General features: G+C 40.7%; 16 protein-coding genes. 2 read left to right on the top strand and 14 right to left on the bottom strand.

All coding sequences use genetic code 11. The features are described 5' to 3' along the window. From rpmE to galU, 8 genes are all read right to left on the bottom strand, one after another. The coding region (gene rpmE, locus VEB00_14170; protein ID HYF84163.1) for a 50S ribosomal protein L31 at positions 1 to 183 on the bottom strand (183 nt) is incomplete at its 3' end. Between the two features lie 319 nt (positions 184 to 502). Then, complete coding sequence (gene rho, locus VEB00_14165; protein ID HYF84162.1) at positions 503 to 1900, bottom strand: transcription termination factor Rho; 1398 nt, start codon at positions 1898 to 1900, stop codon at positions 503 to 505. Between the two features lie 126 nt (positions 1901 to 2026). Then, positions 2027 to 2401: a hypothetical protein gene (locus VEB00_14160; protein ID HYF84161.1), complete on the bottom strand. Its 375-nt coding sequence runs from the start codon at positions 2399 to 2401 to the stop codon at positions 2027 to 2029. 168 nt (positions 2402 to 2569) lie between these two features. After that, the gene (locus tag VEB00_14155) at positions 2570 to 3385 is read right to left on the bottom strand and encodes a 3-keto-5-aminohexanoate cleavage protein (protein ID HYF84160.1); all 816 of its coding nucleotides are present in this window, start codon (positions 3383 to 3385) and stop codon (positions 2570 to 2572) included. A gap of 134 nt (positions 3386 to 3519) precedes the next feature. Next, complete coding sequence (locus VEB00_14150; GenBank protein ID HYF84159.1) at positions 3520 to 3903, bottom strand: hotdog fold domain-containing protein; 384 nt, start codon at positions 3901 to 3903, stop codon at positions 3520 to 3522. A 35-nt stretch (positions 3904 to 3938) separates the two neighbouring features. Further along, positions 3939 to 4340, bottom strand: coding sequence for a response regulator (locus tag VEB00_14145; protein ID HYF84158.1), 402 nt, complete (start codon positions 4338 to 4340; stop codon positions 3939 to 3941). 82 nt (positions 4341 to 4422) lie between these two features. Continuing rightward, positions 4423 to 6120, bottom strand: coding sequence for a phospho-sugar mutase (locus VEB00_14140; protein ID HYF84157.1), 1698 nt, complete (start codon positions 6118 to 6120; stop codon positions 4423 to 4425). A 223-nt stretch (positions 6121 to 6343) separates the two neighbouring features. Beyond that, positions 6344 to 7207, bottom strand: coding sequence for a UTP--glucose-1-phosphate uridylyltransferase GalU (gene galU, locus VEB00_14135; GenBank protein ID HYF84156.1), 864 nt, complete (start codon positions 7205 to 7207; stop codon positions 6344 to 6346). A gap of 248 nt (positions 7208 to 7455) precedes the next feature. Here galU and VEB00_14130 point away from each other — a divergent pair, with 248 nt between their 5' ends. After that, on the top strand, positions 7456 to 9561 hold the full coding sequence (locus VEB00_14130; GenBank protein ID HYF84155.1) for a DUF2298 domain-containing protein: 2106 nt from the start codon (positions 7456 to 7458) through the stop codon (positions 9559 to 9561). Positions 9562 to 9585: 24 nt separating this feature from the next. Here VEB00_14130 and VEB00_14125 read toward each other — a convergent pair whose 3' ends face one another. The 5 genes from VEB00_14125 to VEB00_14105 are packed head-to-tail and all read right to left on the bottom strand — an operon-like array spanning position 9586 to position 15131. Beyond that, positions 9586 to 10074: a transposase gene (locus tag VEB00_14125; protein HYF84154.1), complete on the bottom strand. Its 489-nt coding sequence runs from the start codon at positions 10072 to 10074 to the stop codon at positions 9586 to 9588. A gap of 4 nt (positions 10075 to 10078) precedes the next feature. Further along, complete coding sequence (locus VEB00_14120) at positions 10079 to 11440, bottom strand: NAD(P)/FAD-dependent oxidoreductase (GenBank protein ID HYF84153.1); 1362 nt, start codon at positions 11438 to 11440, stop codon at positions 10079 to 10081. Beyond that, complete coding sequence (locus VEB00_14115; protein HYF84152.1) at positions 11437 to 12420, bottom strand: lysylphosphatidylglycerol synthase transmembrane domain-containing protein; 984 nt, start codon at positions 12418 to 12420, stop codon at positions 11437 to 11439. The genes VEB00_14120 and VEB00_14115 overlap by 4 nt, the downstream gene beginning before the upstream one ends. Next, positions 12404 to 13354 (bottom strand): glycosyltransferase family 2 protein, encoded by a 951-nt coding sequence (locus VEB00_14110; GenBank protein HYF84151.1) that lies wholly within the window; start codon positions 13352 to 13354, stop codon positions 12404 to 12406. Before VEB00_14110 ends, VEB00_14115 begins: the two co-directional genes overlap by 17 nt. Before the next feature lie 55 nt (positions 13355 to 13409). After that, complete coding sequence (locus VEB00_14105; protein ID HYF84150.1) at positions 13410 to 15131, bottom strand: S-layer homology domain-containing protein; 1722 nt, start codon at positions 15129 to 15131, stop codon at positions 13410 to 13412. Between the two features lie 581 nt (positions 15132 to 15712). Here VEB00_14105 and VEB00_14100 point away from each other — a divergent pair. Continuing rightward, on the top strand, positions 15713 to 19399 hold the full coding sequence (locus tag VEB00_14100) for an Ig-like domain-containing protein (protein ID HYF84149.1): 3687 nt from the start codon (positions 15713 to 15715) through the stop codon (positions 19397 to 19399). Positions 19400 to 19440: 41 nt separating this feature from the next. Here the strand turns inward: VEB00_14100 and VEB00_14095 are convergent, their stop codons facing one another. Continuing rightward, positions 19441 to 21021, bottom strand: coding sequence for a tetratricopeptide repeat protein (locus VEB00_14095; protein ID HYF84148.1), 1581 nt, complete (start codon positions 21019 to 21021; stop codon positions 19441 to 19443). Positions 21022 to 21064: the final 43 nt, after the last annotated feature.

Genomic DNA, 21064 nt, shown 5'->3' with positions numbered 1-21064 from the left:
CTTCTTGAATCTGTCAACACGTCCGCCTGTATCTATGAGTTTCTGCTTTCCTGTAAAGAAAGGATGACACTTGGAACAAATTTCCACTTTGATTTCCTTTTTTACTGAACCTGTCTCAAATGTTTCTCCACAAGCACATTTAACTACTGCTTCCCCATAATTTGGATGGATTCCTTCTTTCATTCTATTCACCTCTTTCTTTATGGAATGTATAAACGTGCGATACAATCACACACATTGTCAAGTATATCTAAGGTATACCCGTTATAAAGCGGTTTAATTCCCGCCGACAAGTATATATTTTAGCATAGAATATCTTACTTGGCAAATATTTTTTGAAATAGCCTCAGCGCCTATCTGTGTCATTCTGAGTTTACGAAGAATCTTGGGTTTTAGATCCTTTACTTTGTTCAGGATGACATTTATACTACCTTTTGTGCTGTTTTGCAGTTTTAATATTTTTATATTTCCCTGAATATAGGAATTAAATTATGATAAACACTTAATCTCTGAAATTGGCAAATTTTATTGCTTCAATGAATTCCTCATTGTTCTTGGTCTGTATAAGCTTATTTATTAGATACTCTGTGACTTCCGAGCTGGAACCACCGCTGAAAGCCCTTCTTATCGCCATTACTGTTTCATATTCTCTTGTACTGAGAAGCATTTCTTCCCTTCTTGTACCAGAACGGTTCATGTCTATTGCAGGGAAAATCCTCTTTTCAGAAAGCTTTCTGTCCAGATGTACTTCCATGTTTCCTGTGCCTTTGAATTCCTCATATATCATATCATCCATCCTGCTGCCCGTATCTACCAGGGCAGTGGCAAGAATAGTCAGGCTTCCGCCTTCTTCTATGTTTCTGGCTGCACCGAAAAACTTTTTTGGTCTGTATAATGCTCCCGGATCAAGTCCTCCCGAGAGTGTCCTTCCGGTAGGCGTAATTGTCAGGTTATAAGCCCTTGCCAGCCTTGTAATGCTATCCAGAAGAATCACAACATCCTTTTTCTGCTCTACAAGACGCTTGGCTCTTTCCAAAACCATCTCAGCAACCTTGCAGTGATTTTCCGGCATCTCATCAAAGGTGGAATATATTACATCGCCATTGATAGACCTCTTCATGTCAGTTACTTCCTCAGGTCTCTCATCAATTAACAATACTATTAATTCTATATTGGGATAGTTTTGAGTGATACTGTTGGCGATTTTTTTCAGAAGAATTGTCTTGCCTGCTTTTGGAGGTGATACGATCAAGCCTCTCTGCCCCATGCCCGTAGGTGCCAGAAGGTCTATAAGCCTTGTAGATAGGTCTTTTGGATTGCTTTCCAGAACAATTTTTCTATTGGGATATATCGGAGTAAGATCTTCAAAATATGGCCTTCTGATAACACTTTCAGGATTATCACCGTTTACTCCCTGCACATACAATAGTGCCGGAAATTTTTCGCCCTCTTTAGGAGCCCTGGTTATTCCTGCAACTCTGTCACCGGTCCTTAAGTTGAATCGTCGTATCTGAGAAGGAGATATATATGTATCCCTGTCTCCTGACTGATAATTGTCCGACCTCAGGAAGCCAAAACCATCAGGCAGTATCTCAAGTATGCCGTCAGCCCTGCCGCCTTTTTCAACGTCCTTGCTTTCGAGAAATTTCTTCTCTTCCTCGTTTAAAGGCTTATCTGGAGCTTCCTTTTTCGTAAAAACCTCTTCTTTTTCATTTTCCACTACGTTGACTTCCGGCTTCTTCTCCTCTACCGGTGCGGGCTTTATAATTCCTTGGGCTATTTTTGCCTCTTCTATTTTTTTCAATATTTCACTTACCAATTCATCTTTTTTGAACTTATAATAGCTTTTGATATCCATTGACTTCGCAAGCTCTCTAAGATCAGCCATGCTTTTTTCCATTAGCTCATTCAACCTGTTATCACCTCTATTTAAAATTATTTCCAGTTTTTATTATATAATACATTTATCAATTTAAAAAAATATTAGACACGGGTACCTTGTTATTCGCCATACCCGTGCCCTTTTCTAAACTTCAAGTACTTTAATAAGCTCCTGCAAGTCTTTCTGATACTTGATGGCCACTTCCCGGACCAGCTTCTTGTTTCCAACAAATGCAATATCCAATCCACTGTTCGGGCACCCTAGTATCTTTACTTTTTCACTCAATACCTGCCTTGAGTTAAACACGTACAGATGCTCCTTGTCACAAGCTATGCAATTGATATCTACACGGAAGGTCTTTGAATCGCTGCTTTTTATTCTGAATAGATTATTTCCGCAATCGCAGTTCTCTTCATGCACTCTGTTCTTTGACAGATAAAAAAGAGAAATATCCCTTATTACAAGCTTGCCGCAATGCTTGCACCTTACCGCTGCACTGATATTCGTATCAAAAAGCATGATTACACCCCCCCAGGTATCATTATCATATAAATATATTTCTACATCCGAAGCGAAAATCCTTTAGATTACTCTAAATGATTTTCACTGGTTTCGCGTTACCCCCGTAACCTTGTACGGGCGATTCATGAATCGCCCCTACTCCCCGCAACCTCGCAACCTCGTAACCTATTGCCTGATACCCAGTATCTTCCTTGCTTCCTCAGGTGTTGCCACTTCTCTGCCGCATTCTTTGGCTATCCTTGCTATTCTCTCAACCAGTTGGGCATTGGATTCTGCAACTACGCCCTTTGAATAGAATATGTTATCCTCGAAGCCCACTCTTACATGGCCTCCCATTACTATTGCCATTACAGCCAGGGTCAGCTCTGCCCTACCTATGCCTGCCACCGTCCAGGTGCAGCCGGCAGGTATGCTGCTTACAAGATATACAAGGTCTCTGGGCTCTCCCGGAATTGCACCAGGAACTCCCATTACAAAATCAAAGTGTATCGGCATTGAAAGGAGCCCTTTCTTTACCAGCTTCAGAGCATTATCAATCATGCCCTTTTCGAATATTTCTATTTCAGGCTTCACACCATTTTCCAGCATGACTCTTGAAAAGGTTTCCATATATTCTTCGGTATTCATGAACACATCAGGGCCAAAATTACATGTACCTGTGCTGAGCGAAGCCATTTCGGGCTTCAAGTGCACCGGCTGAATTCTTTCTTCCTTGGAGTGCCATACCGCTCCGCCTGTAGAAGGCTGGAAAATCACATCGCACTTTTTTGCAATCTTTTCCTTTATTTCTCTGTAAACTTCAATATCCTGAGTTGGCGTGCCATCAGCCTTCCTGGCATGTATATGCACTATTGAAGCGCCTGCCTTCCATGCCTGGTATGATGCTTCTGCTATTTCATCCGGGCTGATTGGAAGGTTGGGTTGTTGCTCCCTGGTCACTTCTGCTCCCGTAAGACAAGCAGTTATAATTAATTTATCCATGTTAAACCTCCTGGTCATGTGTTTATTGCTTCGTGCTACGTGGCTCGTGCTTTAGAATAACCTTCGAAGCCTAGTGAAGGCGAACACTGTTCGCCCCTACTCCTCGCACCTCGCACCTCGCACCTGAGCAGCGACTACAGTCGCTGCTTATCCTTAGGTACTACACAGGTTCCGCTTGCTCTGCATACTACTATAGGTGTTTCCAGCACCTCGGCTGCGGAATCATTGATATCGGTTCTTGCCTGTATTACCTTTCTGGCTTCAAACTGCATTTTTCTTGATGTATTCCCTATCTTCGTTATTTCACCTATAGCCTCGATATAGTCTCCTGCAAATACTGGCGCAAGAAACTCAACATTATCATAAGCACAGAACAAACCTTCGTCTCCATCGTTCCTTATAAGGAGTTCCGTTGCAACGTCTCCGAATAATCCCAGCATCCTTGCTCCGTCCACCAGGTTTCCGCCGTAATGCGCATCATGTGCACTCATTCTCAATCTGATAGTAACCTTATCCATTTTTGTTCCTCCTATTTTGGGGTATGTTGTCAATACTATTTAGTATCCTCATTAATACATGAGTATTTTAAGAATTGTTCCTTGACCACACTTACAATTCTCTCCACATCAAAAGGTTTTTCAAGGCAGTATACTGCACCGCTCCTTATTGCCTTATTAAGCTTGTCAGGCTCACTATGAGCAGTTACAACAATAGGTACCAGTTCAGGGATATGCCGTTTCAACTCCTTGACGATATCCCCTCCGTCATAGCCTGTATTGTTCCCCAATCTCATGTCTACCAGTGCAATATCAGGTACAAATGCTTTGGCAACAATTATCGCTTCTTCATAATTGCTCGCTTCTGCAACAACGAAGCCTTCTTCTTGGAATATCTCGCTTATTAGAAACCTAACACCCTGTTGATCATCTACTACAAGCAGCTTCTTGCCCTTCATGGTCCTAGCCCCCCTCGATATTTCCTTATAATGTGCAGTAATATATATTCCATATCGATTTAATATTTCCTTCTTTTTTTGTCTATTTAGCCTCTATCAAGACCTCAATTGCTGCCCTAAGACCTGCCATTCTGGCATCAGCATCATTATTGCTTTCCCCTATTACAGAGAAATATATCTTCAGCTTTGGTTCAGTTCCTGAAGGCCTTATGCAAAACCATGATTTGTCCTCCAGCACAAATTGAAGAACATTTTCCTTCGGCAGCTTTATTGGCCCTTTGTAATCCAAATAATCCCTTATTTCAACCACCTTCAGGCTGTTAATCTCTTTTGGAGGATTATTCCTTAGAGTGTTTATAAGCTTAACCATTTCCTCCATGCCTTCCTTGCCCTTGAAAGTTATCGAGTTGAGGCTCTCCTTGTAATAGCCGTATTTGCGGTAGAGCTCAATAAGTCCCTCATACAGCGTCATCCCTTTTTTCTTGAAGCAGGCAGCCATTTCGCAAATTAGCATTGATGTCATTACTGCATCCTTATCCCTTACAAAGGTTCCTGCGAGATATCCGTAGCTTTCTTCATATCCGAATACGAATTCTCTTCCGCTGCTCTCAAATTCCTTTATCTTCTCTGCTATGTACTTGAAACCCGTAAGCACCGATACTGTCCCCACGTCATAGCTTTCTGCTATTTTTTCCCCTAGCTTGCCAGTGACTATGGTGTTTATTATTGTGCTTTTTTCATTTAACCGGCCCAGCTTATGAAGGGAGCTCAGAATATAGTCTATTAGCAGCGCTCCTGTCTGATTCCCTGTAAGCACCACATATTCTCCCTGAGTATTTTTAACTACGACACCCACCCTGTCACAGTCCGGGTCAGTTCCTATTATAATATCAGCAGCTTCCTTCTCAGCAAGCTCAATAGCCAGAGTAAAAGCTTCATGCTCCTCAGGATTTGGATATTTTACTGTGGGAAAGTCTTTATCCGGAAGCTCCTGCTCAGGCACTACCGTAACGCTGCTAAACCCCGCTTCCTTCAAAGCCCTCCTGACAGGAAGGTTGCCTGTACCGTGCAAAGGAGTGTAGATTATCCTGAAGTTGTCTCCCACTTCTTTGACTACATCAGTATTCAGAGCGAGGGATTTGACTCTTTCAATGTATCTGTCATCCATTTCTTTTCCTAAAAACTTAAGCAGGCCTTTTCCCTTTACATCACATTCATCCATGCATTTTATTTCAGAAAAGTCCTGTATGGCATTCGCTTCTGCAATAAGTTCCTCAGCTATTGGGGAAACCACCTGGCCCCCATCGCTCCAATACACCTTATAGCCATTGTATTGGGGTGGGTTGTGGCTTGCTGTTATAACTATTCCGGCAGTGGCTTTGAGCTCCCTGACTGCAAAAGATAGCTCCGGGGTCGGTCTTAACTCGCTGAATACATAAGCAGCAATACCATTGGCATTTAATACCTTTGCTGCTTCTATAGCGAATTCATGGGAGAAGCGCCTGGGGTCATAAGCTATAGCAACGCTCGGATTTTCTACCTTCTTTTTTATAATATAGTTTGCCAAGCCCTGAGTTGCTCTTCCAACTGTATATTTGTTCATCCTGTTGGTACCTGCCCCGATCACACCTCTAAGACCGCCTGTCCCAAACTCCAGATCCTTGTAGAACCTATCCTCTATATCCTTTTCATCGTCTTTAATTGCAATAAGTTCTTTTCTGGTTTCCTCGTCAAAGGCAGCATCAGTCGTCCATCTATTATACCTTTCATAAAAGCTCATAAAAAAACCTCCATAATCATTTTGGGCATTCCTGTTGGGCTGGTTTCGCGTTTCGTGTTACGAGTTGCGCGTGGATTTAGGGCTTGTGCTATTGAGCAGGACCGGAAACCACTGAATGCACTGAAATCCACTGAAGCCACGGCTGTTTAAATATATTATATCCGTGGAATTCCGTGGGTTCCCGTGGGTTCCCGTGTGTTCCGTGGTACCGTCCTCCCGCAACCTAAATATCTATAGTCTTCAGATACTCCCTGAAGTCTTGGCTTAGCTCTTCACGCTTTAGGGCGAACTCTATTGTTGCCTGAAGGAAGCCAAGCTTCGAGCCTATATCATATCTTTTGCCCTCAAAGTTATATGCATACATTTCCTGTACTTTTCTCAAGGCCTTCAATGCGTCTGTCAGCTGTATCTCTCCGCCCGAGCCTGGTTCTGTGTGCTCTAATATGCCAAATATCTCGGGTGTTATTATATATCTTCCAAGTATTGCAACATTGGATGGAGCATTCTCTTTGGCAGGCTTTTCAACGAGATCCTTTACCTTATACAGCCTGTCACTAATCCTATCAAAGGTAACTATGCCATATTTATTCACATCTTCAGGGCTTACCTCCTGGACACCAAGTACAGTGCCGGAATACTCGTCAAATACGTCAATCAGCTGCTTCAGACATGGAACAGAGGAGTCCACAACATCATCCCCAAGCATTACTGCAAAGGGCTCATTACCCACAAAAGTCCTGGCACAGTAGATAGCATGACCCAGTCCCCTTGCTTCCTTTTGTCTCACGTAGTGTATATCCACCAGGTTGGAAATATCCTGCACCTGTTTTAGAAGTTCACTGTTCCCCTTATTTTTAAGCTCCAGCTCCAACTCCACCGATCTGTCAAAATGATCCTCTATAGCCCTTTTATTTCTTCCTGTCACAATCAAAATTTCTTCTATCCCTGAGTTTATTGCCTCTTCTACGATATACTGTATTGTCGGTTTGTCCACTATAGGCAGCATTTCTTTAGGCTGTGCCTTGGTGGCCGGCAGGAAGCGCGTCCCCAAACCCGCTGCAGGTATTATCGCTTTTCTGACTTTCATGTTTCTCTTCCTCCGTATTCCTTTTGGGTACTGGTTGCGCGTTGTGCGTTACGAGTTGCGCGTGGTTTTAGAAAAGCCTTCGAAGTCATACATAGACCTATAGCCTATTGCCATTCTTCAGAGCTTGACTCAAGATAATACGCGTAACGCGAAACTCGAAACGCGTAACCAGTTGTCCCTTTTAATATTTTCCTTTATCTTGTATTATATTAATGTAAGATTACGTTATATTCAGGAGGCTGTTATATATGTTTGGAGATGTCCTTATTATCTTTAAATGGTGGTTATATATTCTACTTATAGGTATATTATTCCTGCCGTTTACCCAAAAATACTTCCGCTCATTCTTTGATAAAGGCTATGTCTTTTCAAAGGTTGTGGGTATTTTAGTTTTATCCTATTGCTCATGGCTTTTGTCTTCTTTAGGTATAATCGGCTCTGAAAGGATATTCTCTTTTATTATACCTTTTGCTCTGATACCTCTTGCAGCTTTTATGTGTAAGGACTCTAATATACTCAGAGATATTAAAGAAAATATACTTATCATACTTTTTGAAGAGCTGATATTTATGGGCTTGCTCCTTTTGTGGAGCTATGTAAGGGGGCTTCAGCCTGACATATATGGACTTGAGAAATACATGGACTTCGGCTTTGTCAATGCCATTCTCAGGGCTGACAGCATGCCTCCCATTGATATATGGTTTGCCGGAAAGGGTATCAATTACTATTATTTTGGCCACTACATCTGCGCATATCTTATAAAGCTCTCAGGCATTGAGCCCGCAATTGCATATAATCTGATGATTGCAACCCTTTTCTCAACATCTTTCCTGCTTACCTTTTCTATAGCTTCCACTATGCTGCATATGATGAAAAGGTTCAGCGTCAAGAAACTAGTGATAGCAGGTCTCATAGCTGCATCCCTTCTTTCTTTTGGCGGTAATCTGCACAGCCTTATTTACGGCTATGGAATCCTGGGGGATAGCGGTACATACTTTTATCCTGATTCCACCAGATACATAGGCTATAATCCGCCTAGCGATGACAAGACTATTCATGAGTTTCCGACCTATTCCTTCATAGTATCAGACCTCCACGGTCATGTTTCGGACATTCCGACTGTATTGACCTTCATGGCGGTTTTATTGGGCTGCTTTGCTGCAGGTGAGGGAATTGGACGGCTTGGCTTCGACAAGGTTGTATTGCTGGGATTTCTCCTTTCAACTATATATATGACTAACACCTGGGATTATCCTATATATATCACCGTTCTTGCGATTACAATGCTGTATAGGCATACTCACATTTATTTCAATACTCTTAAGCCCGCAAACCCCATTATTAAAACTTTGGCGGTTGTGCTTGCTGTAATAGCTATTTCACAGTTATTTGCCCTGCCCTATTCCTTGAAGTTTGAAGGTATATCAGCCGGTGTGGGTCTTGTGCATTATCACACGCCCTTGTATCAACTGGCTATATTATGGGGATACCAACTCTTTTATGTACTATGCTTTGTTGTATTTCTTATAATTACCACTCGAGAAAGAATGCGGGTACGTCATAAGAATGAAAGCTGGCTCGAAAGGCTTGTGAAGAATATTGCTGTTCCTGATATGCTTTGCTTGATCATATGCTGTTGCGGATTGGGACTGCTCCTGATACCTGAAATAGTATATGTAAGTGATATATACTCCAATGGATACCACAGGGCGAACACCATATTCAAGCTTACTTACCAGGCATTTATAATGTTCTGCATAGCTGCAGGCTATATAATCGTGAGGATACCTTCAGCACTTAGGAATAGAAGTTATAAAGTACTCACCGCAGTAATTCTGCTAATTGTATATATGCTGCCCATGTCATATTTCCCGCTGGCTTTGAAAGGTTATTATACTGCCTGGAAACCCTCCAACTACAAAGGGATTGACGGCTTGAAGTTCATAGAGTCAAAATATCCTGAAGACTATGGAGTTATAGAGTGGCTGAACACCAATGTCAAAGGGCAGCCAACCATACTTGAAGCCCACGGAGACAGCTACACCAACTATGGCAGGATTTCCATGGCTACCGGCCTTCCCACTGTGCAGGGATGGTTCGTACATGAATGGCTGTGGAGAAATGACAGAAATGAGCCTTTAGAACGAGGCAAGGAGGTACAAACGGTTTATGAATCCCAGGATATAGATGCAAGTTTGGATATAATAAGAAAATATGATGTGCAGTATATTATCATAGGCGACTTGGAAAGAGAGAAGTTTGTGAATTTGAATGAGGATAAGCTTTTGTCCCTTGGTGAAGTGGTATTTGAAAGCGGGAATACGAAGATTGTTAGGGTTGTAGTTAAATATTAATGTCTGGGCGAACAATGTTCGCCCCTACTTATAATACTTGTCTAATTCCCATTTCAATGGATTTGTTTCTATGTATTCGTATATTTCTTTATAGGATTGTTCATTTCTGATAACATGATCATAATATGATTTTTGCCAAAAAGAATAACCAATTTGCTTTGTTACATATTCCTTAAACTGTTTAATAATCCGAGATATCGTAGGGGCGAACATCGTTCGCCCACTTTCTTCACCATCTATTGCAATAATCATATGTATATGGTTTGGCATAATAACATAATTATCAATTCTAATATTCGGATAATATTTTTCTATATTATTTATCGCTGTATCTACAACTTCACCAATATCTGACAACTCAAATTTTGTGTTGTTTTCAGGCGAACAATGTTCGCCCCTACATAATATGCATGCTCCATTTTGTACACAAATCGTCACAAAATAATAACCTGCCTGTGAATAATCATAACCCTTTATCCTCAATTGTTTTCTTTGATGATGTTCGTTATCCATTTTGCTACCTCACAAAATCCGAATTGTTTACGTGTGTTATTGGGCGAACACTGTTCGCCCCTACAAGCTCTGCCACCATTTTCCCATCCCTCACGGCGTAATTAACGCCTCTGTCTTCCGGGTAGATATTGCACATACTGGCTATGAACAGCCCTGCCACCGGAGTCTCAAACTCTGGTTTTATTTTGGAATATCCACATTTTATAATAGGCTGTGCGTATTCGTCTCTGAAAGTATAGACTCCTTCAACCCAGCTCTCATCAAACTCTGGATTTATCTTTTTCAAATGAGGAATATACTCCTTCAATAGCTCTTCGCTGCTCATTGAAAAAAGTTTGCTGTCCTTATATAAATAGTTGGATATGTATAATACATTTTTATTGTTGTATGAGCTCTTATCCAAAAGGTTGGTATGCTCAATAAGGCCCCCGAAGGGTATGCTTTCATCACCTATATTCAGCCAATAGTAGCGGCTGAAGGACTTTTTAAGCATAAGCACCATGCAGACAACTGATGTATGCTCTGCCGCAGAAATCTTATCAATATAATTCTCCGGCAGTATGCTTTCTGCCAATTTTCCAAAAATCGGCAGGGGTACAGCTGCTATGATTCTTTCAAAGCTGTCCTTGGAAGGCGAACACTGTTCGCCCCTACATTGCTGTGTCAGAAGAGTAAAGCCAGCTCCATCCTTTTTTATCGACTCAACCCTGCAGTTTAGGTTTATTTTTGCTCCGCTACCCTCCAAGCTCTCTGTCAGTCTTTCAAAAAGAAGGCTGCTGCTTCCGTTGATGTAGCCCAGCACTTCTTTTCCATTTTCCTTGGAGGAGCCCCTGAGTCTGATTTTACCCCAAAACCATGCCATAGAGATGCTGTCATATTGCTCACCGAATTTCGTGACCAGAAGAGGCTTCCAAACCTTTTCAAAGGCTTTTTCTCCAGCGTTTTCCACAAGCCACTTCTTTGCAGTCACCTGCTCCAATGGCCGCCAGTCTTTTATCCCCATAAGTCTCAAAACAGACATTCCGAACTTAAATTTATCCATAACAGGCAAGGGTTTGAATTTCAAAAGTGACAGCGGAGTACCAAATTCATATGCCATATTGTCAGTAAAATATCCCATCCTGCTTTCCAGCCACGAAAGCTCGCTTCCTATGCCCAGCTCCTCCAGAAGCGATATTATATGCTTATCTGATTTAAAAAAATGGTGATAGTACTTCTCCAGATAAAATCCATCCATTTGCACAGCTCCTGCTATGCCTCCCACAGCTTCAGCTGCTTCAAAAAGCTCAACCTCATGTCCTTTTTTCGCGAGCACATATGCTGCTGTCAAGCCTGTTATCCCGCACCCTATTATGCCAATCCTCATTTCTCATCTACCCTTTCCTGCTGTATCGCCGATATACTTATATTTTCCTTAAGCAATGCATATATCCCAAGTAAAATTGTGTAAAAATTCATAATGAAATGATTGACAGTAGACACAACCACCCCGGTCCTGGCATCCAATCCGAAGAGGGAGAGCATAAGCGCCATTGTTCCCTCAAACACTCCGATGCCTCCGGGTGTAATTGGAACAACCTTTGTAAGAATGGCTATCATGGTTGCGAATATAATAATGAAAGGATTCATATATTGCCCCATAGAAATGAATATAAAATATGAGAATACTCCCTCGCACAGCCAGATTGCAACTGAGCATGCAAGGAGCAGCATGAAGTTGCTTTTATCCTTGAAGGAGCTTGAGAAAGCTTCCATTAATGACTGCACCAGGCTTTTCAGTTTTTCATTTTTAATACGTTCAATTACATCTTTCCTTCTTAACAGTATTTCCATTGCAGCAACTGTGACAATAAGCGCTGCAATCCCTGCCGCAAAGGTATAATAAAGCCATGTCGCAAGCTTGGTTCTCGTTATTATGTATATACCGCAAAAAAGCAAAACCACGTATACCCCCAGCACATCAAACACCCTGTCCAAAAATGTAGCCGGCAGCGTCCGTGAATACCCTAATGAAAACTTTTTCTTCAGATAATATGATCTTGCGATGTCTCCCATTTTGGCGGGAATGATTATATTGAGGCTGTTTCCCAGATTGTATGCAAGGAAGGAATCCCAGATGCTAATATTAATATCATTGCCTTTTAATACAACCCTCCACCTGAACGCCCTTATTACCATATCAAAAGTGTATAGAGCAATGGCTAAAGACACCCATCTATAATCAAGCAGCGTCAAGTTTTTTACAATCAGCCCAAAGCCTGCTTTTGAAAGCAGATAGTACATAAGCGCTGTCGCAAGAGCTATGCTCAACCCAGTAGTCAATAATTTTTTACTGTTCCTCATCATCAAAATTGATTTCCTTTTCTATTATATATAACGGTCTACCTTTGCTCTCCTCGTACATCCTGCCTATGTATTCTCCCAATATGCCAATGGAAATAAGCTGCACTCCTCCGAGAAAAGCCACGGTAGTCATAATTGATGCCCAGCCGGTCACGAGATTTTTCCCGCCTACCAGCCTATATACAAGTGAATATATAAATATCACCATAGCACAAACAACTGCAAAAAAGCCTAAATACTGTGACAGTTTGAGAGGTTTCGAGGAAAAGGAAATGATGCCGTCCAACGCGAGCTTTACCATTTTCTTCAGAGGATACTTGGTTTCTCCTGCAAATCTTTCTTCTCTTTCATATTCAATAGGTGTCTGCTTGAAGCCAATCCAGCTGACCATGCCTCGCAGGAACCTGTTTTTCTCCCGCATCCTTCTAAGCTCATCCGCCACTTTTGCATCAATAAGCCTGAAGTCTCCTGTGTCGAGAGGTATTCTGGTATCCGAGAGCTTATCCAGCACTATATAAAATATCCTGGCTGTTGTTCTTTTGAATAGGCTTTCCCCTTTTCTCCTTTTTCTTTTGGCATAGACCACTTCATAGCCCTGCTCCCAAAGCTTGAGCATTTCCGGAATAAGCTCCGGAGGATCCTGCAGATCTGCATCAATTATTATGATGGCATTGCCCCTGGCTTTATCTATACCTGCCGTGACAGCCACTTGATGTCCGAAATTCCTTGAAAAGCCAAGCACTTTTACATTTCTGTCATTGACTGCTATCCTCTCAAGTATGTCCGGAGTTCCGTCCCTGCTGCCGTCATTTACAAAAACCAGCTCATATTCATAGCCACAGCCGTCCATCACACTTTTTAGACGCTTGTAGCACTCTTCTGCCACCTTTTCTTCATAATACATGGGAACTACTATTGAAATAAGTTTTCTGTTCATTAATATCCCGCCCTTACCAAAGATAAAGGGCGAACACTGTTCGCCCCTACACTGCCTAATTCATCAACTGTATTGTTTTTGCAAACACGCCGTCTACACTTCCGGTACCCCTTATGCTTACAATCTGATTAATCTTCAAGCTGCTTAACCCGAGTAAGTTGAAGTCTACATCGGCAATCTTGGTCTCGACAGTTGTGTAAACCTTCTTATCAACATATTTATTAATGTTGCTGTCATATACTTCTACAACTACAAGCTTGGAATCAACATCTATGCTCTTTATTACACCTTTAAGCTCTACCAGGACAGAGGCGCTTTCATTTATAACTTCAATCTTGCTTATCTCATCGTCCAGCAAGCTTACCTCTATCTGCATGCCAGGCCTTAAGGAATATACATCGTTGTCCGCCCCCGCTATTTCTATGCTCTTGCTTGCATAATATGTGTTCTGACTTCCATCCGGTTCTGTTATTACAACTTTGGGCGGGGCCATCCTACTATACACTACAGACTCAATCACACCCTTGTCGGTGCTTTTTACTCCGTCTGCATTAATCTCTATCAGCTCATCGTAGGAGGTAGTAATTACTAAAGCGTTGCCCTCTTTAAGCTCCTGCCATAACGCACTCTTTCCGTCTTTTATAACTATAGTCTTTGCGGTTACTATGTAGCTCTTTGTTCCACCTGCGAGTGTCTCTATTTTCAGTGTGGTCTTATCTGTGGATTCTATACCCACAAGTTTACCCATTGTCTTTCTGACTTTGCTTTCACCAACGATTTTTATAATCTTGCCGTTTTCAAGGTAAAGCTTAACCATGTCGCTTTTCTTGAGCTTCCAATATCCACTTGCAGCATCATCTATTGTACATGCAGCATTATCAGCTACTTTATATATTTTTCTCTCTGTTCCAACAAACACCGCCAGATTACCATACTCAGCAATTACTTCATCTATATAAGCAGTTACATCTGCCTTTGCACCATCATCAACTATAACAGGAGGTGTCGAAACAATTGTGTCCGGCAACACATCTTCTAAGTCAGTATTGGTATCCGGTACTGTTGTATCGGCGTTGCTACTGTCTGTAGTCGCAGTGCCCAGTCCGAGCTTTTTTTCATACGCAGAGTTTGAAGTATCCAGCATTTTTGCAAAGGCTGCTCTGTCTATAAAGCTATCAGGATTGAATTTGCCGTTTACATCGCCGCTGGCATTTACAATACCATTCTTAATCAAAAACTCCACATAAGGCTTATACATAGTAGGAATATACATGGAATCCTTAAATGCGAGTACAACAGGAGGTGCATCCTTCTTTACCGTCACCCCGAATGCCAATCCGAGATACTTTGCAACATCCTTCTTTGTAGCATATGGATTTCCGGCGAAAGCACTTACATCAAAATCAGAAATAATACCCTGTCCCAAACAGAAAAGTATATCTTCCCTTGCATAATCCGGAACCTTGAACTTTTCAATAACATTTACTTGGTATTTTCCCTCCAATTGTTCCAGATTTATATCATTTTCCCGGCGAATCATACGTGATATACTTACTAATGCGTCATAGTTCTTAATGTTATCACCCGGCTTGAACTGGGTTGCTGTAGCGCCTCCCATCAAGCCCTTGCTGCATACGTTTATGATATGCTGTTTAGCCCAACTATTATCTATATCGGTAAAGTTTGAAGTATTGTTATCCGCATAAGCAACACCGGTAACTGTGAATAGTAGTGCGAACGAAATGACTGCTGCTTTTAATGTTTTAAATTTCCTCATCTGTATCCTCCTTTTATTTTACACGTTAATACAGAATATATTCTGTAGAAGTTGCACAAATCCTGCTTGAAAAGGAAATTGCAGCAAAAAAAATACATTCTGTATGTAGTGAAGGATCTAAGATTCTTCGCAAGCTCAGAATGACATAAGTAAGTATCGGAGGATCATCAGTTTAAAGCAACAGCTATTGTTCAAAATGGGACCAGCCTCTGTCACAAAACTGTAATGAAACTTCTTAGTTGGTTCATGCGTCAAATAGGTGCAGCAAGACAGAAAAGATATGACGTATAATTTTGAACTCACTGGTTGACATAATCATTATACATAATTCTTGTTGCAGCTTCGCTAATACTTTTATTACACGCATATTACACTTGATTACAATACTGTTACACAAGAAGGAAAAGCGAATACTGTGTAGAATTATGTTAACCAGAGATGATTTAAATCAATTTTTCTTACAGCCTGGAAAGGGGGTGCATAGTATAGGTTCACGTAGAATAGTTGATCAACAACAAACTGGTACTTGCACAAATAACTATTACCAAACTAAAAAGATCTATAAGGAGGAAACTACACGTATGAATAATAAGAAGATACTTGCTCTTGTGTTAGCGTTTGCGATGATATTCTCATCAATGACAACAGCATTCGCTGATACAACAGCTACTACTTCAGCAGCAATCGGCGCAGATGCAGCAGCACTTAAGACTATGGGAGTTCTTCAGGGTGATAATTCAACTGGTGTAACACCTGAATACCTCGCAAAAGAAACAACAAGAATGCAGGCAGCTATAATGTTCTTAAGACTTAAGGGTCTTGAAGACGAAGCAATGGCATTCACAGGTGCAGCAAACTTCGCAGACGCTGGCACAATGACTTGGACTCAGGGTAAAGCAATAATGGCTTACCTCAAAGCTAATCCACAGCTCGGTTGGGTTGGTGCAGATGCTGGAAAGTTCAATCCATTAGAAACAATCACAGTTAACCAGTACTACAAGGTAATGCTTGAAGCTCTCGGTTACAAGCAGACAACTACTGAAGTAGTTGGAGACTTCTCTTGGTCAGACGTTATGACATTTGCAGCTTCAAAGGGTCTTGTAAAAGTTGCTGACGTAACTAAGTTCACAAACAACGACGTAGCAATTGCTACAATTGAAGCTTTAAAGACAAACGTAAAAGAAACAACAACAACTCTTGCAACTGCAATGGTTGATGCAGGAATGATAAACAAAGACGCAGCTATAGCAGCTGGTTTATATGAAGCTTCAACTACAGCTAAAGTAGAAGAAGTAAAAGTTCTCGGAAACAACAAAGTATTAGTTGAATTTGATTCAGCAGTTGCAAAAGCATTTGCTGAAAACGCAGCAAACTACAAAATCGTTGTTAACGGTACAACAACTGCACTTGAAGTTAAATCAGCAGTTCTTGATGGAACTAAGCAGGTAGTTCTTGAAACAGCAGCTCAGACAGCTGGTACAGCTTACAAAATGACAGTTGGAACAGTATCAATTAACTTCGCAGGTGTTTCAAAAAGCACAGAAGTTCCAGAAATCGACACTGTAAAAGGTACTGATACAGAAAGAGTAGTATTAACATTTACAACTGGTATGGACCTTGCAACAGCTCTTGATAAAGCTAACTATTCAATCGAAGGCGTAACAATTGAAAGCGTAAACTGGGAAGATGATTCTGACAGAGACTCAGTAGAACTTGTTACAAAGGGTCTTGTTACAAACAGAACTTACAAAGTAGTAGTAACAAACGTTAAGAGCATTGACGGTGTAGTAATGAAGTCTGACAGCATGAGCTTCGTTGCCAAGGCTGACAAGAAGGCTCCAGTAGTTGACACAGCAAATGACGCTACTTTCGTTGATACTAACACTAGAATAATTGTTACATTCGTTGATGATAACGAAATAACAAAGGAAAGTGCAGAAAACGTAGCCAACTACAAGCTTGAAGTAGGAAATACTACAGATACACTTGAAATATTATCAGCTAAATTAGTAGAAGATGCTGATGACGATATGAAGGTAGTAGAACTTACAACAGCTGCACAGAAGAAAAACCAGAAGTATGAACTCCATGTTAATAACATAGTTGATACTTCAGTACTTGCAAACAAGATGGCTAAAGAAACAACTATAAACCTCTACGGTGCAGAAGCTGATACAGACGCTCCTGAACTCGAAGGAATGACTTATGTTTCCAGCACAATAATAGAAGTTGAATTTAGCGATGACAGCAGAATAGATGCTACTTCAGTTCTTGACATAAACAACTACTCAATCGATAATGACATAGTTGTTGAAAAAGCAGAACTTAAAGATTCAGATAATGCAAAGAATGACATAGTAAGACTTACAGTAAGCAAGCTCGGTGCCGACAGCAGATACGAGCTTACCGTTGAAAACATAGCTGACGAATATGGCAATACAATGGCTAAGCCAGAAGATGATCAGGAAACATTTGATAAAGAAGATGTTAACATGGTTGCTACAATAGAAAATGTTGTAACTAAGAGCAACACAGAAATTGTAGTAACATTCAGCAAAGAACTAGATGAAGCTTCAGCTGAAGACGTAGTTAACTACGCGATCGACGGCAACATCGGAACTCCAAGCGAAGCTAAATATAATGCAGATGCAAAGACAGTGACACTCACAACAGAAGAAATGAATGGAAACACAGAATATGAATTGACAATTAATGGAGTTAAGGACATAGCTGGTAATGTACTTGTTGATGTAACTGCAGATATAGTTGTAGCATCAACTGATAACGACGTAGACGCTCCAGAAGTTGAAGATGTAGAAGCTACTGCTAGCACAATAGTAGTTGTAACATTCAGCGAACCGATAGATGTTGACTCAAACCCAACAATAGAGATAGACGTAGATGGCAACGGATCCGGTGCTAATGTGACAGGAGTATATGCAGTATCATCTAACGAAGATGATACAGTTCTTGAATTCACAGTACCTGCATTTGGTGATGATGAAGATGTACTACTTGTTGGTACAACTGCAACTGACGTGGCTGGAAACAAAGCAGATGTAGACACTGACGGCATCGAATTCTCATCAACAACAGAAGCTGCTGATGATATCGAATTAGATACATGGGATCAGACAGATGTTTACACATTCGAACTTCAGTTCAGCGGAAAAGTTGAACTTATCAACCCAGCTAACGACGAAGTATCCGACAACGGAATTGACTTCACAATCGAAGTAGACGATGATGACAAGACATTAGTTACTTTGACAGCAGATGACGAAATGGAAGTTGACGAAGAGTACTTCCTCGTATTAACCGATAAGCTTGCTGGTTTCCATGGTGAAACAGTTGTAGATTCTGACGAAGAAAACAATAATGCAGTAACATACCTCCAGGCAGAACTCGAAGATGAAGACGCTCCATTTATTGACTCTGTAAAAGCAATAAACAGAACAACAATAGAAGTTAAATTCAACGAGAACATGTCAACTGCAGGTAAGTGGGCAATATCTTACGAAGATGAAGATGGTGATACACAGTCAGTAAGTGTTTCAAACACATTCGGATTGAAGGACAATAAAGTAACAATAACACTTGCAAGTGGCAAGATACTCGAATCCGATAACGTATATACTTTAATTGTAAAAGAAATGCCTAAAGACATAGCAGGAAACAAGATGGATGCAGAACTCAATGAAGAAGTATATGACTTTGTTGGTACTGATGTAGTAGGAATCGGCAACTACGTAACAGGCGTAAAGGTTGTTAACGGTGCTACATTCAAAGTATACACTAACGAAGACGTAACTACAGTAACAGGCGTAACTTATGGCACAACAAACACAGGCTTCAGCATTAAAGCTATCGATGCAGCAGATCAGAATGAATCAGAATTCGCAGTTTACAGCAATACAACAGATGTAACTATAGGCGGAACTGAATATGCTATACCTACAGCTGTATTGGCTGCTGGTGAAAATTATACTGTAACAGTAACAGGCGGCCTCAAGTATACATTCAAGGGTATCGTTGAAGATGATATTGACATCGACAAAGATGGAACTGACTTCTTCTTCGATTATGAAGACATAAAAGCAGGCGACATAGTAGTAGTTACAGAAGCTGACGGTACAAGAACCGGAGCAATAGTAGACGCTAATAAAGAAGCTAAGATATCAGGAATTGACGGTGTATCTGATATAGTTGTAGTAAGAGGTTCAGTAGTTCTCTTCTTCCTCCACACTGACTTAGCTGACGTTCAATAATTTAACAAAATGAAAAGGATGAGCAATTGCTCATCCTTTTTTTATCTCACTATACTGATAATAAAACCATCAATTTTAATTTCTTCTCCAGGGTTTGTCCTGAAACTTATAGTCAAACCATCTGCATTTTCTGGTATCAGCACATCAACACCAAACCGTTTCCACTTATAATCGAGTTCATATTCTCTGGGTGTGTTCTTATTATATACCTTTCCGGTTTTGGTTCTAATACTCACATCCAAATCCGCATTGCTTGAAATCTTCCTGGCATAAAACTTAATACCTATTGTCCTGCCTTTCAACTGCTTGTCATTTAGCAACGAGGATAAGTCCGCCCATATTCCTGCATTTTTACCTGTGGTATTCTTAATATACAAGGCACTTTGAGCATCTATGAAATCCTTATCCATAACCTTTGTCTCGATGTTGTCCTTGCCCCACTTTGCATTGAACCTGTCAACATACCCATTACTGCTGATTTTGAAATTCTTTTCGAAAACCTGTTCATATGCTGCAAACTCATAATATTTGCATTTCGCATTTGAGGGATTCGTGGTTGGGTTGGAATACATGCCATTGTTTCTAGTTACATCTACATAGCTTCTTGCTTGCCTATTACTGTCATAATCAATATCAAGATATACAATGTAGTTATCTCCCGCACCAAGTGAAAGTGAGAAGTCATCTTTTTTACCAGTGAAGACTGCCCTTCCGCCACTACTTACGGTCCATTGCAGAGAGTCAATTAGATTATATGGATCTGACTTTTCTCTATCATAAGAGCAATAAAGCTTATTTATCCCATTTTCGTTTTGTATACGCCATTGAAAATTCTTATCCTTTATGTCCATATCAGTATCAGCTATAACGAACACTTCTCTTGTATCCTTAAGCCTAAGTGCAATCATCAAATCTTTGGAAAACTCTTCTGCATTGCTCAAATCTGACAAAAGCTTCATTAGCTTGTTTTTAATTCGGACTGGATCAATACTATCATCAATGGTTATGTTCTCTTCTCCCCTGACCACTGCGGTATAGTATTTTGCAGCGTCGATATATCGTCCCGAAGCTTCATATATTCTTGCAAGATTATAGTAATATTCAACAACTTGAAGAGTTGCAATTGCCCTCTTCTGGAGCTCCTCAGCCTTTCCCATTTCATTGAGGTAGAAGGAGCATACAGCAGCATTATTATAAGCAACTGGATCATTGGAATTATATTCAGCAGCTTTCAAAAAACTGTCTCTGGCCTTGTCATATTCCTCAAGCTTGTAGTTGCATACTCCCAACTTAAAATAGACTGTAGCCTTCTGCTGGGGGCTCAGATCGGGTTTGCTCGTAAGCTTAAGATATTCATTCTGAGCCTCCTTATACATGCTCTCCTTATATAGCTGGTCAACCTTTAAGAGCATTCCGGGAAAGCTGAAATTTGGGGTAATACTTGTGTGAATCTCATTTTTATCTCTACGATCTATAAACGTACTGATGAACTGGCTGTAAATATTAGCCGTAGAAATACACAAAATCAGTATTAACACAAATATTGCCGTTTTTTCAAAGTTAAGTTTGAACAGCTTTACCACCTCCCATACGTTTTGCGAAATATCCTTAGTATTGTTCATTCAGATTTCGCAAAAAGTTTCCTTAGCTGTTATTGAATTCGCA

This window comes from Clostridia bacterium, assembly GCA_035628995.1.
Taxonomy (GTDB): Bacteria; Bacillota; Clostridia; order Lutisporales; family Lutisporaceae; genus BRH-c25.
The sequence above is the reverse complement of the archived record's forward strand: the minus strand, read 5'-3'. Positions and strand labels throughout refer to the sequence as shown.

Bases quoted from the DNA above. Each gene is read 5' to 3' on its own strand.
- VEB00_14155 (HYF84160.1), bottom strand. From the start codon at position 3,385: ATGGATAAATTAATTATAACTGCTTGTCTTACGGGAGCAGAAGTGACC.
- VEB00_14140 (HYF84157.1), bottom strand. From the start codon at position 6,120: ATGAGCTTTTATGAAAGGTATAATAGATGGACGACTGATGCTGCCTTT.
- VEB00_14115 (HYF84152.1), bottom strand. From the start codon at position 12,420: ATGATGAGGAACAGTAAAAAATTATTGACTACTGGGTTGAGCATAGCT.
- VEB00_14160 (HYF84161.1), bottom strand. From the start codon at position 2,401: ATGCTTTTTGATACGAATATCAGTGCAGCGGTAAGGTGCAAGCATTGC.
- VEB00_14150 (HYF84159.1), bottom strand. From the start codon at position 3,903: ATGGATAAGGTTACTATCAGATTGAGAATGAGTGCACATGATGCGCAT.
- VEB00_14120 (HYF84153.1), bottom strand. From the start codon at position 11,440: ATGAGGATTGGCATAATAGGGTGCGGGATAACAGGCTTGACAGCAGCA.
- VEB00_14145 (HYF84158.1), bottom strand. From the start codon at position 4,340: ATGAAGGGCAAGAAGCTGCTTGTAGTAGATGATCAACAGGGTGTTAGG.
- VEB00_14095 (HYF84148.1), bottom strand. From the start codon at position 21,021: ATGAACAATACTAAGGATATTTCGCAAAACGTATGGGAGGTGGTAAAG.
- VEB00_14100 (HYF84149.1), top strand. From the start codon at position 15,713: ATGAATAATAAGAAGATACTTGCTCTTGTGTTAGCGTTTGCGATGATA.
- VEB00_14125 (HYF84154.1), bottom strand. From the start codon at position 10,074: ATGGATAACGAACATCATCAAAGAAAACAATTGAGGATAAAGGGTTAT.
- VEB00_14110 (HYF84151.1), bottom strand. From the start codon at position 13,354: ATGAACAGAAAACTTATTTCAATAGTAGTTCCCATGTATTATGAAGAA.
- rho (HYF84162.1), bottom strand. From the start codon at position 1,900: ATGGAAAAAAGCATGGCTGATCTTAGAGAGCTTGCGAAGTCAATGGAT.
- galU (HYF84156.1), bottom strand. From the start codon at position 7,207: ATGAAAGTCAGAAAAGCGATAATACCTGCAGCGGGTTTGGGGACGCGC.
- VEB00_14105 (HYF84150.1), bottom strand. From the start codon at position 15,131: ATGAGGAAATTTAAAACATTAAAAGCAGCAGTCATTTCGTTCGCACTA.
- VEB00_14130 (HYF84155.1), top strand. From the start codon at position 7,456: ATGTTTGGAGATGTCCTTATTATCTTTAAATGGTGGTTATATATTCTA.